Raw genomic sequence first — 15,966 nt, 5'->3', positions numbered from 1 at the left:
CCGGTTTCGACTAAACTGGAATCAGCAGGTAATTTTTCGATATGGTTCGCCATTCTTGCAGGAGATGAACTACGCAATGCCCAGCAAAATTCGCTCATTCGACGATGCAGCCGGACATGTCCTACAGCTTTTGACCTCATTTCTTCATGTCGACACCCTCTTTATTGCGGTTCAGGAGGGCTCAAGCCACCGGATCGTAGGTGCTTATAACCGCAGAGACACCCTCGTACAAGCCGGAATGACTTTTCAATCCGATATCAGCGTAATTATCGGACAACGTTCCCACTATATTGTTCCGATAACAACAAGCGATTGCGTCGTTCATGGCGCTCTTTATCTAGTTGACCGGGATCCCTTGTCCCTCAACGAAGAGGAGCAGTCGTATCTGAATTCCCTAACCGCATTGCTTGGTTACACGATAGATTTGGAGTTCGCAACCGTTACCGACAGTTTAACCGGGTTGTACAATCGAAGGTTTCTGGACGAGCTGTTCCAGCGGAACATTGAGGCACCTCTAGGAGTCATGTTTATCGATCTGAATGACTTCAAGCAGATTAACGATCAATTCGGCCATGAGTTTGGAGACCTGTTGCTGATTGAAATCGCCAAACGCCTGAAGCAGCAAATCCGGCACAGTGACCGGATCGTTAGGTACGGAGGCGATGAGTTTATTATCTGCTTCCAGAATTTAAGCGAGGATAACGGCGTTCGGACGGTACACGACAAGATCAACGCTGCTTTCCTGGATCCGTTTCTTGTTCAGGGTAAGCCCATCAGCCTATCGGCCAGCATTGGCATTAGCTCCAATCAAGACCGGTATGCCAGTCTCAAGCAGCTGATTACGGATGCTGACCAAGCGATGTATCGAATGAAGCAGTTAAGAAAAAAACCTTGAAGGCAGCAGCGCCATACCTAGGCGCCGTACCTTCAAGGTTTTTTGTTTTGCTGCTAGCCGATAAGTCCGCCGAGCGCCGTCCAGATCCCGGTAATCAGGATCAGCCAAAGCGCGATTGTTTTGAACAGCTTGTCATTGAGCCTTCCAACCGCCTTGATCCCAACAATAACTCCGATAATAAGCGCCGGTACCGCCCAGCCAACCGTCTCCATAGACGTCTCGTTAAGCAGTCCTTCATACATATACGTCCCTATCGTAATGATATTCAGGATTAGGGCGTAAGCCGTAATGTTCGCCCGGAAGGTCATCTTGTCGAGGCCTTGGTTGGTTAAAAATAACGCCACCGGAGGCCCGCTCATCGAGATGCTTCCGTTCAAAAAGCCGCTTACCGCACCAACCGGCGCGTAAGCCAGCCGGCTGAGCGGAAAGCTTTTTCCGCTCAGCATCAGGATGGATACGACGGCCACAAGCAGACCGGCGCCAAGCTTCAGCGCATTCGCCGGAACATATAGCAAGGCATAGGTTCCAAGCGGTGCCGCGAGCAAACTTGCGGCCAGAAGCGGCCAAATCTGCCTGATCCGGATATGCTTCCGGCTGCTGTACAGCACGGCAATGTTGGTTAAGAGACTTAATACCACAACAACCGGGACAGCCTGCTGCATCGGCATCAGCTTCACGAGCAGCGGCATGGAGATTAGAGCAAATCCAAAGCTCGTCAATCCTTGCACAAAGCCTGCAAGCAGGACAATCATCAAAACAAATACGAGTTCATCAAGATGCATAACGGAATGAATACTCCTGATTCTATTTAAGCAAGCGATAGACGACTTCAGCTGCCTCCGCGCGTGTCATCGATGCTGCCGGGGCAAACCGGTCACCGCTTCGTCCTTTTAACAGCCCTTGCTCATAAGCCCATTGTACAGAAGGCATAGCCCAATCCGCAATCGACGGTGTGTCTAGGAACGGGAGCTCCTGGCCAGCAATAGAGGAAGCAGAGGCTACTTTATGGGAAATTTCATAGGCTTTGGCCAGCATAACGGCCATTTCTTGGCGTGTAATCGAGCCGTTAGGCACAAACAGCTCGGCCGAACGGCCTTTCACAAGACCTGCCTCATAAGCCGCGGATACAGCTTCGGCATACCAGGCGCCGGCCGGTACATCGTTAAAGCGCGAAGCTTGAGCGCCGGTGCCAGTAAGCTTTAAGGCGCGTGCAAGAATCGCTGTGAACTCGGCACGGCTGATCGAGCGGTCCGGTTCAAAGCTTGCCGCAGCTGTCCCATTAATAATCTGCTTCGCCGAAAGGGATTCGATCGCAAGTGCTGCCCAATGCGCGGAAGGCACATCCGTGTAGGATTTTTTCACTTCAAGCAAAGCGTAGCTGCTGAAATGCGCAACGTCTGCCTGCCATAAGCCATTTGCGAATTGCCCGCCAACATAATGGATAGATCCGTCTTCAGCGATATAATAGATGCCTGTCAATTCCGCGTTTCCGCTTTGTAATGCCTTCATGCGAAGAGTCAGCGGACTGTTGAACTTGGTCAACTTCTCCGCATTGCCGGACGCGTCGGTTACCGCCAACTCGAAGTTATAAACGGTGCCAAGCGCTCGGACATCCGCGCCGGTGCCGGCAAGCATTTTATCCGCAGCCTCCCCTGTCACGGGTACGAGGCTTAAAGTAATCTTGCTGCCCGCTTCCGTCTTCAGCTTGCCAAGCAGCTCGGTTACGACCGCCGAAGGAATAGTCAAGGACAGGTCTCCGGCAGACAAGGTAACTGGCCCTTTCTTCAATTGATCATACAGACCGGATGGTAAAACAGCCTGCGTTGTTCCCGTCGGCAACTCTACCGTATACCCGCCTTTGCCATCCGCAGCCAATTGGGAGGAAGTAACGGTAGCAACGCCGTTATTGTTATTGACGGATCCGCCGCTGCCGTTATTATCGCCTCCGGGAGGCAGATCTCCTGCTCTCACCAGCGCAATATCGTCCATGTAGCCCCATGCTCCCGCCGGAGCATCCACATCAATACCGATCGATACTTTGCCGTCCCGCACTTCAATTGTGCTGACCTTGTAGGAATGCCAATCATTCCAGCCGGTATTTACAGCATCGGTGCTGTACGTTAACCCGCCGGATTTGGCGAACAAGCTTATCTTCTGCTCGGCGTATACGCCGCCGGATGCCGATGCGCGAAGCTCGTAAATTCCGTTCTCAAGATTCTCGAAAGACTGCGTAACCGTATACTTAAATGCTGTGCCCAGCCAATAATTAAGCGCATACTCGCCGGTTTTGGCATTAGCCGCATTATGCTCAACCTTAACCGCTCCGCTATCCCCGGTTACCGTCCATGGCGCCAGAGCGCCGCTTTCGAAGCCCGGATTTTGCACGACGTTAACCTCCGCGGCTTCTACCTTCACCAGCTCAAGCTTGTCAAAATACCCCCATGCTCCTGCCGGTCCGTTTACGTGAATACCGACCTTTGCTTGGCCGTCCGTAACTTGAATATCCTCAATCTTATATTGCTTCCAGACGTTGTATCCGGTATTGGTCACCGGAGTACTGAAAGTCTTGCCGCCGGTCTCAGCCGTCAGAGAGATCGTCTGATCCGCATATTCACCGCCGGAAGCATAACCCCGAAGCTCATACGTTCCGTTCGCAAGCCCCGTTACCGTCTGCGATACCTGATAGGCAAAGGCCGAGCCCGACCAATAATTCAGGGCGTATTCCCCGGCTTTTGCATTACCCGCATTATGCTCGATTTTGACCGCGCCTGTTTCGCCTGTAACCGTCCAATCCGCCAGCGTACCGCTCTCAAAGCCGCCATTTTTCAACAGATTCGGGCTTCCCGTCACTGTCACTTCTACCGAGGTGCGGAGATTCGTGCCCTCCACAATCCCTTGAACCGTAAACGTTCCCGGCGTACTCAACAGCTCGGGATTGTATTCCTCCCATTCAACCGGTTTCGCCGTAATCGTTCCTTCGTTATAAAGTACCTTTGTATCTGCCGGCAGCGATAAGGCATCTCCCGTTGCAATCGTAACCGGTGTTGCCGGGTACACAAGAATCGGATCTACGCTTGCGATGCTGCCCGGTACATATTGGAACGCGTTAAGCGAGTCAAGCGCATTGCCGTCATAATCAAACATCGCCTGATTTTCCCATGCATTGCCTTCGCCTTGCTTCCAGCCTACGCCCGGCAGCCAAGCCGGCTCCCAGTAAAATACGCCGAGACCAAGTCCGCCTTGCACATGGGCGACGGTATTCAGCACCGTCTCGGTGACTAGCTTCTGATTGGCAACGGATGCTTCAAAGCCAACCAGCTTTGTTTCGTTCTCGCCAACCGTATTGGGATGATCATCGCCATTCTCAAGCGTATTGGCATAAGACGTTTCCGCTACAACAATCGGCTTGCCGTATCTTGCGGCGATATCGTCCATATTGGATTTCAGCTGCTGGAACGTGCCGTGCCAGAACGGATAATAGGACATGCCGATAACGTCATAGTCTACATTCCTCGCTTCCATTGCGTCAAAAAAGCTTCGGAACTTGCCGTTATTGCCGCCTTCCGCCAAATGCAGCATGATTTGCGTCGTTTGACCGTTTGGCGTAGTATCCCGTACCGCTTTAACGCCTTCGCTGATCAACCCCGCAAGGTTATCCATGTTGCTGGTTGATCCGTCGGGCAGCAGCATGCCGCTGTTAATTTCGTTGCCAATCTGCACCATATCCGGATAGGCATTCGCGTCCGCAAGATCGCTCATGACATCCGCCGTATAATCATAGACAGCTGTCTTCAGATCCGCAAAGCTGAGGTCCTTCCACGCCGCCGGTTTCACCTGTTGTCCCGGATCCGCCCAGAAGTCGGAATAATGGAAATCAAGAAGCAGCTTCATTCCTGCCGCCTTCACCCGCTCCGCCATCGCAAGCACGTGAGCCTTGTCATTGTAACCATCCGCCTGCACCGGATCATTCCAGAGGCGAAGACGGACGTAATTGACGCCATGATTCTTCATAATGGTCAGCAGATCCTGCTGGATTCCTCCATCATAAAACTTCACATTCTTATCCTCGAGCGCCTGCAAAGTCGAAATATCCACGCCTTTAATAAACGTATCGGGATCAGACAAATTGCTCTCCGCCGCCTCCGCTTTCTTCACCGGCCCAATAGCCAGCAGCGATGTAAGCGCTAACGTAAATGTTAAAAATAAAAGAATGCTTCTTCGTACCATTCGTTTCATTAATTTTCCTCCCCATTTGGCTATAAATAAGGAGGAGACTTTTGTCTCCTCCTTAAGCTGAGAAAATTGTTCTAAGAGAATAGTTTGCGAAAGGAAAAGGGGTGTCCCCTGAGGAACGTTAGCGTCCGCCTTTGTCTGCAGGAAATCTCCTTAACAAATTGGATTCATCTTTCCTGCAGACAACAGTGGCCGAAAGGGATACCCCGTTCCTGCACGCCCCACCATTCTCTAACAAATCCTTTTCCCCAAGGCGGAGAGACAATCGTCTCCCCTTATTGAGCCGCTAAAAACGCATCGATCTGAGTTTGCAGCTCTTTCTGTACTTTCTCGATACCCGCTGCTTTCAGCTGCGCGATCAGATCCGCTTGGCCTTTGTCGATGTCCTTGATCAGGCCGTACTCGAGCGGAATCGCATAACGGAGCATCACGTTGCCTACGTTAGCCACTTCGTTCTTCACGTTTGCATCGTTGAATACAAAGGTCTCAAGCTTGAAGTGGTAAACCTTCTTCTCCCAATCCGTAGCAATCGCGTCTGCTTCCGCCGGATACGATGCGTCTTTACGGTTCAGAGGGGAGTTCGAGCCCCAGTTGGAGAAGCCAGTGTAGTTCGGTGTGCCAGGCAACGCGTTAAACTTGTCATCGCCAACTGGCTCATAGTTCGTGCCGGCAATGCCGTACATGAACAGGTCATGGATTTCTTTATCGTTTTGCAGCAGGTCAAGCACCATGAGCGAACGATCCGCTTTCTTCGATGTCGCATGGATCGCAAAGCCGTTTTGCGTCGAGATTGCCGCGATTTTCTTGCTGTTAGGCGTCAGATCCGCGATGGCCAGCTCAACATCCGGCTGCTCGCGTTTCAGTTCAGCCAGGTTCATCGCTACCGTACCCAGGTTTTGAGCATAAGAAGCGGTTTTGCCGGCTTTAATATCCTGCCATACGTCGTTTTTGTTGGACACGATGTTTTTGGACCATGCGCCGTTGTCAGCCAGATCTTTATAATAAGCAAGAAGGGATTTGAATTCCGGCGTGTCATAAATGTTGAATACTTTGCCTGTAGCATCGTCCAGCTTGTAAGCAAGCGGCATGCTGTAGTCGACCAGGTTGAAGTCATTCGCCTGTTCGAGCAGGATCTGGTCAAGCTCATGCCATTTCCAGCCGTCGGCGCCTTTTGCGTTAAAGGCATTGACGCCTTTCTCGTTAGCCGCAATCGCCTTCAGATAAGCGGCATAAGTCTCAGGGCTGTTAACCGGCTCCAGATTATACTTTTTGCGCAGATCTTCGCGAATCAGTACTGCTTTGTCCGTTACTTCCGGGTTGTTGTTCGGCACCATGAACTGCTTGCCGTTTACCTTCGACTGCTCCCAAGCTACCGCAGGCATAGCCTTCATCGTTTGCGGCATAAACTTGCTGAGCATATCGTCTGTCAGCTCCATGAAGCCGCCTTTAAGCGCCTGGTCGTTATAGAAAGCCCAGTTCGCTGTGTAGGCAATATCGAAATCTTCGTTTGCTGCGAACTTCAGCGGATATTTCTGCGTCCAGTCCGCCCAATCGAGGAACTCGGCATCAATGGTTGCGTTAACCTTTTCTTTCAGCTTCTTGTTGATTTCCGCGAATACCGCGTCATAATCAACAGGTTTGCCGCCAACCATCAGCATTTTGATCTTTAGCTCTTGCGAGGTGTCAACCGCGCCGGCATCAGCCGATGCCGAAGGTGATTGCGATTCCGTTGCAGGCGATTGCGTCGCTTCTGCGTTCTTCCCGCCGTTATTACCATTGTTGCTGCCGCATGCTCCCAGAACCGTAGCAGATAGGGCAACCGTTGCTGCCAGCATCATGACCGTTTTTTTGTTTCGCATGTGTATCCCCCTAAATAATGGTAGTCCTATATGATAACCAGGTCACCCTGAGGTCATCCTAACCTTTTACCGCGCCAAGCGTAAGGCCTTGCACGAAATACCGTTGAATAAACGGATAAGCGAGCAGGATCGGCCCGGTTGCGACAATCGTCATCGCCATCTTCAGGCTCTCCGTCGGGACGTTGGTCGTAACGACCGCTCCCGAGGCAACCATCGCCTTGCGCATGCCATCCATATTGCCAAGCATTTTGTACAGATAGTATTGAAGCGGCATGAGCTTCTCGTCGCTCACAAACAGCAGCGCATTGTACCAGTCATTCCAGTAGGCCAAAGCGATGAACAAACCGATGGTGGCAAGTACAGGCTTGGACAGCGGCAGGATCAGCTGGACGAAAATGCGGAAGTCCCCCGCGCCGTCGATCTTGGCCGATTCGGTAATCGCCTCCGGAATGCTGCTCATGAACGTCTTCATGACGATAATATAGAACACGTTGAGCAGCATCGGGAGAATAAGGACGATCAACTTGTCTTTCAAATCCAGATACGTAACGATCAGCATATACCATGGTACAAGACCTCCGCTGAACAATGTCGTAAAGAAGAAGAAGAAAGCAAACTGGTTGCGCCACCTGAAATCTTTGCGCTGAAGAACGTAAGCCGTCATCGCGGTTATGAATAAACCGACTAGCGTCCCGGCTGCCGTCACCGCAATGGTGACCCCATACGCCCGGAGCATTTGCTCCGGATATTTAAACAGAATGCTGTAAGCATCCGTGGACCACACCGCCGGTATGAGCTGATAACCTTTCTCCACAATGGAACTTTCCTGCGACAATGAGGATGATACTACAAGCAGGAACGGTATGAAGCAGATGACAGCCAAGAGCGATATAAAGATGTAGCCGATGACTCTCAGCAGCATGATGTCCGCCTGACGTTTAACCCTGCTTTTTCCCGTTTGGGCAATTGCACTCATCTATAAACCCTCCTTCGTAAGCATGTGCTTTTAGAACAATGCATGATCTTTGTCGTATTTGCGTACCGCATAGTTAGCCAGCAAGATCGTTGCAAAGCCAAGCACGGATTGATAGAAGCCTGCAGCAGCCGATAAGCCGATTTCGTTCGAGGTCGTCAGCGACCGGAAGACGAAGGTATCGATAACGTCGGTTGAGGAGAATAAGAGGCCGTTGTTGCCGACCATGTTGTAGAACATCCCGAAATCTCCTCTGAAAATATTGCCGACGGCAAGCAGGACCAGAATGATCACGGTTGGGAACAGATTCGGCAGCGTAATGCGCCAGATCCGCTGGAACACGTTTGCTCCGTCAATTTCCGCCGCTTCGTACATCTCGTTGTCGATCCCCGTGATGGCCGCCAGATACATGACCGAACCGTAGCCAAGCGTTTTCCAAGCGGATACGAGCACGAGAATGACCGGCCAATAAGAAGGCGTGTTGTAAATATCAACCGGCTGCATGCCTACTGCCTTCAGCAGCACATTCAGCGTACCCACGTCGTAGTTGAACAGGTTGTAAGCAATAGCGCCTACGACAACCCACGAAATAAAGTAAGGAAGGAACAGCATCGTTTGCGTTAACTTGCGGAACCATTTGCCCACCGCTTCAAACAGGAATATCGCCGCCGCGATTTGCAGCACGTTGTTGACGATGATGAAGGCGATGTTATAAAGCGCCGTATTCCTCGTAACCATCCAGGCATTACCCGATTCGAAGAAAAAGCGGAAGTTGCTGATTCCGTTCCACGGACTTCCGAATATGCCGCCCGAGTTGTTGTATTGTTTGAATGCAAGCACAATGCCGGCCATCGGTACGTAAGCGAACAGTATAAAAAAGAATACCGCCGGCGCCAGCATGAGCAGCAGCGTCTTGTTCTGAAAGGCGTAACCCCAAAATCCGCGTTGCTTCATTCGTCTTCTCCTCCTGTATAATCTCTCTGTCTTATAGGTTAATTATATAAACCTCGCCGACCCTCCAAAATTAAGCCAAACTACAAAAAGTAATACATAATCTACGATTTCGGCCAGAAAGTTTAGTTTATACGGATCGAAAAAACAAAAGCCCGCAGGCTTGGAAAAACAGCCGCAGGCTTATGAATGAAGGTCAAACGGGCTAGATTTTATGCTTCTTTCGGTATTCGCCTGGTGTCATGCCGGTAAACTGCTTGAACTGCCGGTTGAAATAAATGATATTCTTGTAGCCGACCCGCTCCGCTATTTCGTATACCTTCAGACAAGGATCCGCAAGCAGCTCCCTGACGCGGTCCATGCGCCGTTCATTCAGCCAGTCGCTGAATAAGGTGCCGGTCTCTTCCTTGAACAGGGTGCTCAAATAATTGGGCGTAAAATCAAAAAACGCCGCTACTTCCTTCAGCGTAATCTTCTGCTCCAGCCGCTCGTCCACAAACGCCATAATGTTGTCGAACAGCTTGCGCTTTTGCTTCTGGCGCTTTACGTACAGCAGCTCGGACAGCTCGAAAAATCTTCTGCGCAGCCAGGACAAAATATCGTCTATCGTCTCGAACTGGAACAGCACGGCCGCCTTTTGCGCATCCCATTTCAACAGCTCATACAGATTTTCGTTCTGCTGCAGCAGATCGGCATGCAGCTTCGACGTTACCCGGATAATCAGGTCGTACGCATATTGCTTCTGGGATACGCTTTCGTTCTTGTCGAACAGCTTGAGCAGCCGGTCGTCTATCGCTACCAGATCGTAATCGAGGATTGCGGTCAGCATCTCTTCGACGTTCTCCTCGACATTGTGCTCCAGCTTGTCTTCCCTTGCCGTGCCGAAAGCATCCTTGATCAGCCGGTTTTTGCCGAGCAGCCACTTCGCGCTAAGGGCTGCCTGCGCCTGCCGGTAGGATTCCCGCAGTTCCTCCGTGTCCCGTGCGGAGCTGCCGGCTCCTGCCGTGATCGTAACCGGGAAGCTCTGGCGGACCTCGCCAACCAGCTCCTCCAGCATGGCGTTGAATCGATCATCGGAGATCGGCGATAAAATAACAATGCGCTGATCATGGCTGACCAGCACCGTACCTCCGTCATGGTCGCCGACGAACTGCTCGATAAAGGAGGAGATGCTGCGGATCAGGCTGCGCCGCTCCTGTTCGGGAATTTTCCACTCCACGTCATCGATCTCGATAACCGCTGCGGCTGCCCCGTATTGCAGGAGCGAGTTCAGGAACGGAGCGATATGCTCCCGCTCATGCTCTTCGGTTGTATCGGCCAGCCACTTAAGCATCAGCTCCCTATTCACCAGCGATAAGGCCTCCGTTACGATCGAATGCCGCTTCCGCTCGCTCTCCACCTGCTTATAGACCGTTTCCAGCATGTCATGCAGCTCCTGGTCCTTGACCGGCTTCAGCAAATAGCCCGAAGCATTCATCTGAATCGCTTCCTTCGCGTATTGAAAGTCCTCGTGACCGCTGATAAAAACAACCTGAACATGCGGGTTCCGTTCTTTCGCCTTCCGCGCGAACTCCGTCCCCGACATAATCGGCATCCGGATATCGGACAGAATGACATCGATCCGCTCATCCTCCATCAGCTTCAGAGCTTCAAATCCGCTGCTTGCCGTCCCCACCACCTGCAAGGGCAGCGGGCTGCCCGTTACCCTGCGCCGCATCCATTCCAGATCTATCGCTTCGTCATCTACTAGTAATACTGTAATCATGCCAGCTGTCTCCTTTGCTCTTCCTCGTCCACGTTGCCCTGCCGGTCTATCGGCAGCAGAATCCGTACGGTCGTCCCTCCGCCGAACACGCTACCGATCTCAATGCCGTACTCGTCGCCATACCGCAGCTTGATGCGGTCATCCACGTTGCGGATACCGTATCCGCCCGACTGCCCCGGCTGTGCCATTACGGCCTTCAAAGCATCCGGCTTCATCCCGATCCCGGTGTCAATGACCTTCAGCTCCACCTTATTCCCCACTGCTCTGCCGCTGATCCGTATCGCAATATGGCTGCCAAACCAGGCATGTTTAAAGATGTTCTCTACAAAAGGCTGCAAGATTAGCTTAATGACTCTGCAATCTTCAAGTCCCCGCTCCATATCGATATGGACATCAAATTTCCCCGCGTATTTAATACGCTGGATGTCCAGATAAGCTTCAACCTGCTCGAGCTCCTTCGCCAGCGGAATAAATACCTGGCCGTCGTTTAACGTAAGCCGGTAAAACTTCGCCAGCCCTTCAACCATCCCCGTCACCTTCTCCGTCTCCGACAAATTCGCAAGACTGCCTATCGTCGACAACGTATTGTACAGGAAATGCGGATTAATCTGCGCCTGCAGCGCTTCGAGCTCCGCCTGTTTTTTTTGAATGCCTTCCACGTATACCTTCTTGATCAGATCCTGAATGTTCTCCGCCATATCGTTAAACGCACCGGCAATATGAACAAACTCGTCATTGCCGCTGAAGCGCAGACGCTTCTGGAAGCTGCCTTGCTGGAAGGAACGGAGGAACGTGACGATACGTCTCATTTTTCGTCCGGACAATCTGGCTACGAGGAACCCGATAAACGACATCACAAGGAAACTGATCAGGCACACGGAGAAAATAACGCCGCGAAGCTTGGCCGCGTCTTTGCTCAGGTACTGGTTCGGAACCAGCGTCTCGATGACAAAGCTGGTGCTTGGAATCTTATTTTGCATAACGAGATAAGTGCCATTATCCTCTTCGGGCATCGTGCCTGCAGCAGCTTTCCCGTCGGTATCCCCATTGTCTCCCCGTTGATAGAGAACCGTATCGCTGCTTGTATCCACCAAACGAAGAATAAGTCCCTCCTCGGTTGGAAACGCTTTAAAATCCCCGAGCAAATCATCCAGCCGCGTCGTAATCCGGACGTAGCCGATAATCGTCTTATAATCGTTGTAAGAGACCAGCTTCCGGAAATGCGAAATATTGTTTAGTGTCCGGTCCGTGTCGACCTGAAGCCAAATATTATCCTTATCCGAATCCTGGATTGCATTGAACCACGACTTATTCGTAATCTCGCTGTACGGCAAAATGTAATAATCGCTGTCCTTAATCTCCTCGTACATGCTGTCTCCGTCAACCTCGTTCAGATAACCGTTTGTCGTATAAACAAGGAGCCGGATATGATTGCCGTACAAGTGGAGCGGTGCCTGAATCTGAGGCACGATCTCATCCAGCATCGTCAAATACGTCTGAAGGGGATCGCCCTTCTTCTGCAGCGCCCGCTGAAAGGATAAGCTGCCGAACAGCGTATCGGACATCCGCTGAATCTCGCCAAGCTGGTAGCTCAGATTATTTTCCGTCTGCTCCATGGCCGTCTTAATGTTGGTCTCTGCCATTTCCGTACGGGATTGCACCAGCATCGTATACGAGAAATAGCCGATAACCGCGTCCGTAACCAAGACCAGCAGCAGGTAGGAAATCATCATTTTATACGTAAACGGCATGAAGGTTCTCATCCGCTTCTCCATGTTGCTGCGCCCTCCCAGGTTCTATCGTTCATGAATAGGGAAATCATATACGAATTTGTCTAATAAATAAATAGGAGATTACTTGAACGCTTAGGGCATATCCAACCGCCGCCGCGGCATACATATGGTATGAACGGTATTTATCAAGTACGGGGGGATAGCGGAATGAATCAGGATGAGATCCGTGCACTGGAATATGCCATCGATGAAATTACGGAAATCGCGACAGGTTTCGGTCTAGATTTTTACCCGATGCGTTATGAGATTTGTCCGGCGGACATCATTTACACCTTTGGCGCTTACGGGATGCCGACGCGCTTCAGCCACTGGAGCTTTGGCAAAACGTTCAACAAGATGAAGATGCAATACGACTTCGGTCTAAGTAAAATATACGAGCTTGTTATCAACTCGAATCCGTGTTATGCCTTCTTGCTCGAAGGCAACTCGCTGATTCAGAATAAGCTTATTGTCGCGCACGTTCTGGCCCACTGCGATTTCTTCAAGAACAATGCCCGCTTCAGCCAAACCAACCGCAACATGGTGGAGAGCATGTCCGCAACCGCCGACCGCATTCATCAATACGAGATGGATCACGGCACGGAAGCCGTCGAGAAATTTATTGACGCCGTTCTAGCCATTCAGGAGCATGTGGATCCGACCATCATTAAGCCTTACCAGCTGGATAAGGCCCGGTATATCGAGCTGCTGACGAAGGAAAAATCTCGTTCCTCGAAGCAGACGGCAAAATCGGAATACGAGGATTTGTGGTCACTCGAGGAGATCGCGGAGTCGGCTGGAGCAGCCACTCCGGCGTCCAATCACTTCCCTCCGGAGCCGGAGAAGGATCTGGTCTGGTTCATCGAGGAGTATTCGCCTAAGCTTGAGCCTTGGCAGCGCGACATCATGTCGATGCTCCGCGACGAGATGCTCTACTTCTGGCCGCAGATCGAGACGAAAATCATGAACGAAGGCTGGGCTTCGTATTGGCATCAGCGCATTATCCGCGAGTTGCCGCTTACAAGCGATGAGACCATCGAGTTCGCAAAGCTGAACTCCTCCGTTGTTGTCCCTTCCCGCCATAGCCTCAATCCGTATTATCTCGGGCTGAAGATCTTCGAGGATATCGAGAAGCGCTGGGATAAACCAACGAAGGAAGAGCAGGAGAGGTTCGGACGGGTGCCGGGCAAAGGCCGGGAGAAAATGTTCGAGGTCCGGGAAGAAGATTCCGACATCTCCTTCCTGCGCAATTATTTAACGAAGAATCTAACCGACGAACTGGATCTGTATATCTTCGAGAAGAAAGGTCCGGAGTGGAAAATTACCGATAAATCCTGGGAAAACATCCGGGAGCAGCTCGTTTATTCCAAGGTAAACGGCGGCTTCCCAAGCATCGTTGTTACTGACGGAGACTTCAACCGTGTCGGCGAGCTGTACCTGAAGCATAACTACGAGGGAACCGAGCTGGACTTGAAATATGTCGAGCGCACCCTCCCTTATGTCGTGCAGCTGTGGGGCAAGAATGTCCATCTCGAGACCATTGTTGAGGACAAGAAAATCGTATTCAGCTGCGACGGGAAGAAGACTAGCCGGAAGTTTGTGTAGAGTTTTGAAGGTAAAAAAGCCGCAATCCGATTGCCCGTATTTAGGCATCGGATTGCGGCTTTTCCTTATTAAGCGTCCTTCCTTCCGTAACTCCTCGCGAACTCCTTCATCTTCTTGTAAGCCTTCGGATCTAGCCGCTTCATCGGATAAAACTGCGGGTGATTCGAGTTAACTTCGATGACCCAGAGATTCTGATTCTTGTCATAGGCAAAATCGATGCCCAGCTCATGCATGCCTTTGCGTTTGCCGCTGAGATGCTTGGCAATTTTAAGCGACTTTGACTTTAGCTGCGAGATTCGCTTCGCTGTTTTCTTTGGCGAGAGGCCTTGCTCCTTCCCCAGCTTCTCCATCGTATACAGCTTGCCGCCCTGATAATAATTCGTAACAATCTTCTTGGGAGCCCCAACCTTCACCATACAGCAGTTTACGGTCCAGGAGCCGCCCGGCTTGCGCTGCACCATTACCCGGATGTCGTACGCTCTGCCGTTCACGCGGTCGAGTGAGATGCCCTTTTGAATAATAAGCCTTTTCTCCGACCTCTTGTTGATATGGTCATACACGGCTGAAGTCGAATTCAAACGATGGCTAAGCTGCTTTTTATTCACGATATGCTTGACCGTATAGCCGGAGCCCTTCGACTTCTTGACTTTAAAAATCCCTACTCCGAGCGAGCCCGTATCCGGCTTCACATAGACCGAGGAGTGCTCCGCCATCATCGATGCCATATGTTTCCGGCTGAACGATACGGTGTGAGGGACAAGCTTCTTGAGGCTTTTGTGAGAAAGTAAATATCGGCACACCTTAAGCTTTCCGTAAATGTTTCGGCTTTTATATTTTTTTACGTACATGGAATTCACCCTCCAATCCCAGTGTATGTTCCGCCGCTTAATGTCACTTGTGCTGAAGTGGATAGGCCCTCATACAACTACAACTCCAGCTGCAACTATTTGGTTCATGCACCCGTTAAGTAATTATTAGGAGTGTGGTATTTCGTGCAAAAAAATGCGGTTATCCTCTGTTCTAGCCTGATGCTGATTCTAGGATTAGGAGCAATCGCCTATTGGGCGCTGACAAGGGATCATTCCCAATCGATCAAAGGAAATGCGGAAATTGACTGGGTGGATTTCGTTAAACTTAACGGTCATACCTACACCGGCCTTTATGACGGCGTGCTTGTCAATCCGGACGATGTAACGGATGCTGTCGCAGGCAAGGTGAAGTTCAAGGTAGGAGATGTTGTCTCCAATCCGAACTACCGGACCAAAGAAGGCGATGCGGCTTTTCTTGCTATCGGTACGCAGCTTTATGAGGTAAAGGGTTATACACCCGAGGAGATCCTTGCCGCAGAGGACAAGAGCAGAATTGGCGGATACCGCATTTATGTGGAAGACTCGTATTACAAAACGCTTAACCGGCGCAGCTTTAAGGACCTTCCAATGGACCAGGTGAGAAAGATCGAACTGTATAAAATGAACGAAACCATTCCGTACCGGACGCTTGCGAATGAGGAGCAAGCCGACTTTATCCATCTATTGAAATCCGGCAAATATACGCCTGCTTATACACCAAACAGCCGGAACGGAGATCCGGTTTATTATGCCATGGTCTTTTATACGAAAGAGCCAATTGCCTATTCCTTCAGTATCGCGGACGACGGCGACCATGTTTTCTTTTACCCGTGGGACCTCAGTCTTGTCGATAACCGGATACGGACCTTACTGGCGGATGCTAACGAATCCTGATAACCACGCTAAAAAAAAGGGCTGTTCCCTCTGCCTAAATCGGCTTCCGGGAACAACCCTTTTTTGTGCTGAACAGAAGATCCTATTCCTTCTATCGGCTGCTTCGCGCTTGTCCATGGAGCCCTTCCCAAAGCACCAGTTATAGCGCGAATCTACGCATTAAGGAACAAC

The 15,966-nt window shown here is 51.0% G+C and carries 11 protein-coding genes; 3 read left to right on the top strand and 8 right to left on the bottom strand.

Features of this window, described 5'->3' with window-relative positions:
* Nucleotides 1–76: 76 nt before the first annotated feature.
* Nucleotides 77–895, top strand: a complete 819-nt coding sequence (locus WFJ73_RS16315) for a GGDEF domain-containing protein (RefSeq protein ID WP_336774081.1) — start codon at nucleotides 77–79, stop codon at nucleotides 893–895.
* Between the two features lie 53 nt (nucleotides 896–948).
* Here WFJ73_RS16315 and WFJ73_RS16310 read toward each other — a convergent pair whose 3' ends face one another.
* From WFJ73_RS16310 to WFJ73_RS16280, 7 genes are all read right to left on the bottom strand, one after another.
* Nucleotides 949–1,677 carry a sulfite exporter TauE/SafE family protein gene (locus WFJ73_RS16310; protein WP_336774080.1) on the bottom strand — a complete coding sequence of 243 codons (729 nt, stop codon included), beginning with the start codon at nucleotides 1,675–1,677 and terminating at the stop codon, nucleotides 949–951.
* A 22-nt stretch (nucleotides 1,678–1,699) separates the two neighbouring features.
* Nucleotides 1,700–5,131 (bottom strand): glycosyl hydrolase 53 family protein, encoded by a 3,432-nt coding sequence (locus WFJ73_RS16305; protein ID WP_336774079.1) that lies wholly within the window; start codon nucleotides 5,129–5,131, stop codon nucleotides 1,700–1,702.
* A 272-nt stretch (nucleotides 5,132–5,403) separates the two neighbouring features.
* The gene (locus WFJ73_RS16300; RefSeq protein WP_336774078.1) at nucleotides 5,404–6,987 is read right to left on the bottom strand and encodes a DUF3502 domain-containing protein; all 1,584 of its coding nucleotides are present in this window, start codon (nucleotides 6,985–6,987) and stop codon (nucleotides 5,404–5,406) included.
* 58 nt (nucleotides 6,988–7,045) lie between these two features.
* Entirely contained in the window at nucleotides 7,046–7,963 is a 918-nt protein-coding gene (locus WFJ73_RS16295) for a carbohydrate ABC transporter permease (RefSeq protein ID WP_336774077.1), read from the bottom strand.
* Nucleotides 7,964–7,993: 30 nt separating this feature from the next.
* Nucleotides 7,994–8,914: an ABC transporter permease gene (locus WFJ73_RS16290; RefSeq protein ID WP_336774076.1), complete on the bottom strand. Its 921-nt coding sequence runs from the start codon at nucleotides 8,912–8,914 to the stop codon at nucleotides 7,994–7,996.
* A gap of 202 nt (nucleotides 8,915–9,116) precedes the next feature.
* Nucleotides 9,117–10,676 (bottom strand): response regulator, encoded by a 1,560-nt coding sequence (locus tag WFJ73_RS16285; RefSeq protein ID WP_336774075.1) that lies wholly within the window; start codon nucleotides 10,674–10,676, stop codon nucleotides 9,117–9,119.
* A complete protein-coding gene (locus WFJ73_RS16280; protein WP_336774074.1) occupies nucleotides 10,673–12,451 on the bottom strand; it encodes a sensor histidine kinase in 1,779 nt (592 codons plus the stop codon). Before WFJ73_RS16280 ends, WFJ73_RS16285 begins: the two co-directional genes overlap by 4 nt.
* Before the next feature lie 165 nt (nucleotides 12,452–12,616).
* Here WFJ73_RS16280 and WFJ73_RS16275 point away from each other — a divergent pair, with 165 nt between their 5' ends.
* Entirely contained in the window at nucleotides 12,617–14,053 is a 1,437-nt protein-coding gene (locus WFJ73_RS16275) for a SpoVR family protein (protein WP_336774073.1), read from the top strand.
* A 68-nt stretch (nucleotides 14,054–14,121) separates the two neighbouring features.
* Here the strand turns inward: WFJ73_RS16275 and WFJ73_RS16270 are convergent, their stop codons facing one another.
* Entirely contained in the window at nucleotides 14,122–14,901 is a 780-nt protein-coding gene (locus WFJ73_RS16270; protein ID WP_336774072.1) for a YheC/YheD family protein, read from the bottom strand.
* Between the two features lie 144 nt (nucleotides 14,902–15,045).
* Between WFJ73_RS16270 and WFJ73_RS16265 the strand changes: the two genes are divergently transcribed.
* Entirely contained in the window at nucleotides 15,046–15,795 is a 750-nt protein-coding gene (locus WFJ73_RS16265) for a hypothetical protein (protein WP_336774071.1), read from the top strand.
* Nucleotides 15,796–15,966 lie beyond the last annotated feature (171 nt).

The sequence above is a fragment of the Paenibacillus sp. MMO-58 genome, assembly GCF_037146255.1.
GTDB lineage: Bacteria > Bacillota > Bacilli > Paenibacillales > Paenibacillaceae > Pristimantibacillus.
Note: the sequence above shows the minus strand (reverse complement) of the source record. Positions and strands in the feature narration are given on the sequence as shown.

Bases quoted from the DNA above. Each gene is read 5' to 3' on its own strand.
- WFJ73_RS16315 (WP_336774081.1), top strand. From the start codon at position 77: ATGCCCAGCAAAATTCGCTCATTCGACGATGCAGCCGGACATGTCCTA.
- WFJ73_RS16310 (WP_336774080.1), bottom strand. From the start codon at position 1,677: ATGCATCTTGATGAACTCGTATTTGTTTTGATGATTGTCCTGCTTGCA.
- WFJ73_RS16305 (WP_336774079.1), bottom strand. From the start codon at position 5,131: ATGAAACGAATGGTACGAAGAAGCATTCTTTTATTTTTAACATTTACG.
- WFJ73_RS16300 (WP_336774078.1), bottom strand. From the start codon at position 6,987: ATGCGAAACAAAAAAACGGTCATGATGCTGGCAGCAACGGTTGCCCTA.
- WFJ73_RS16295 (WP_336774077.1), bottom strand. From the start codon at position 7,963: ATGAGTGCAATTGCCCAAACGGGAAAAAGCAGGGTTAAACGTCAGGCG.
- WFJ73_RS16290 (WP_336774076.1), bottom strand. From the start codon at position 8,914: ATGAAGCAACGCGGATTTTGGGGTTACGCCTTTCAGAACAAGACGCTG.
- WFJ73_RS16285 (WP_336774075.1), bottom strand. From the start codon at position 10,676: ATGATTACAGTATTACTAGTAGATGACGAAGCGATAGATCTGGAATGG.
- WFJ73_RS16280 (WP_336774074.1), bottom strand. From the start codon at position 12,451: ATGGAGAAGCGGATGAGAACCTTCATGCCGTTTACGTATAAAATGATG.
- WFJ73_RS16275 (WP_336774073.1), top strand. From the start codon at position 12,617: ATGAATCAGGATGAGATCCGTGCACTGGAATATGCCATCGATGAAATT.
- WFJ73_RS16270 (WP_336774072.1), bottom strand. From the start codon at position 14,901: ATGTACGTAAAAAAATATAAAAGCCGAAACATTTACGGAAAGCTTAAG.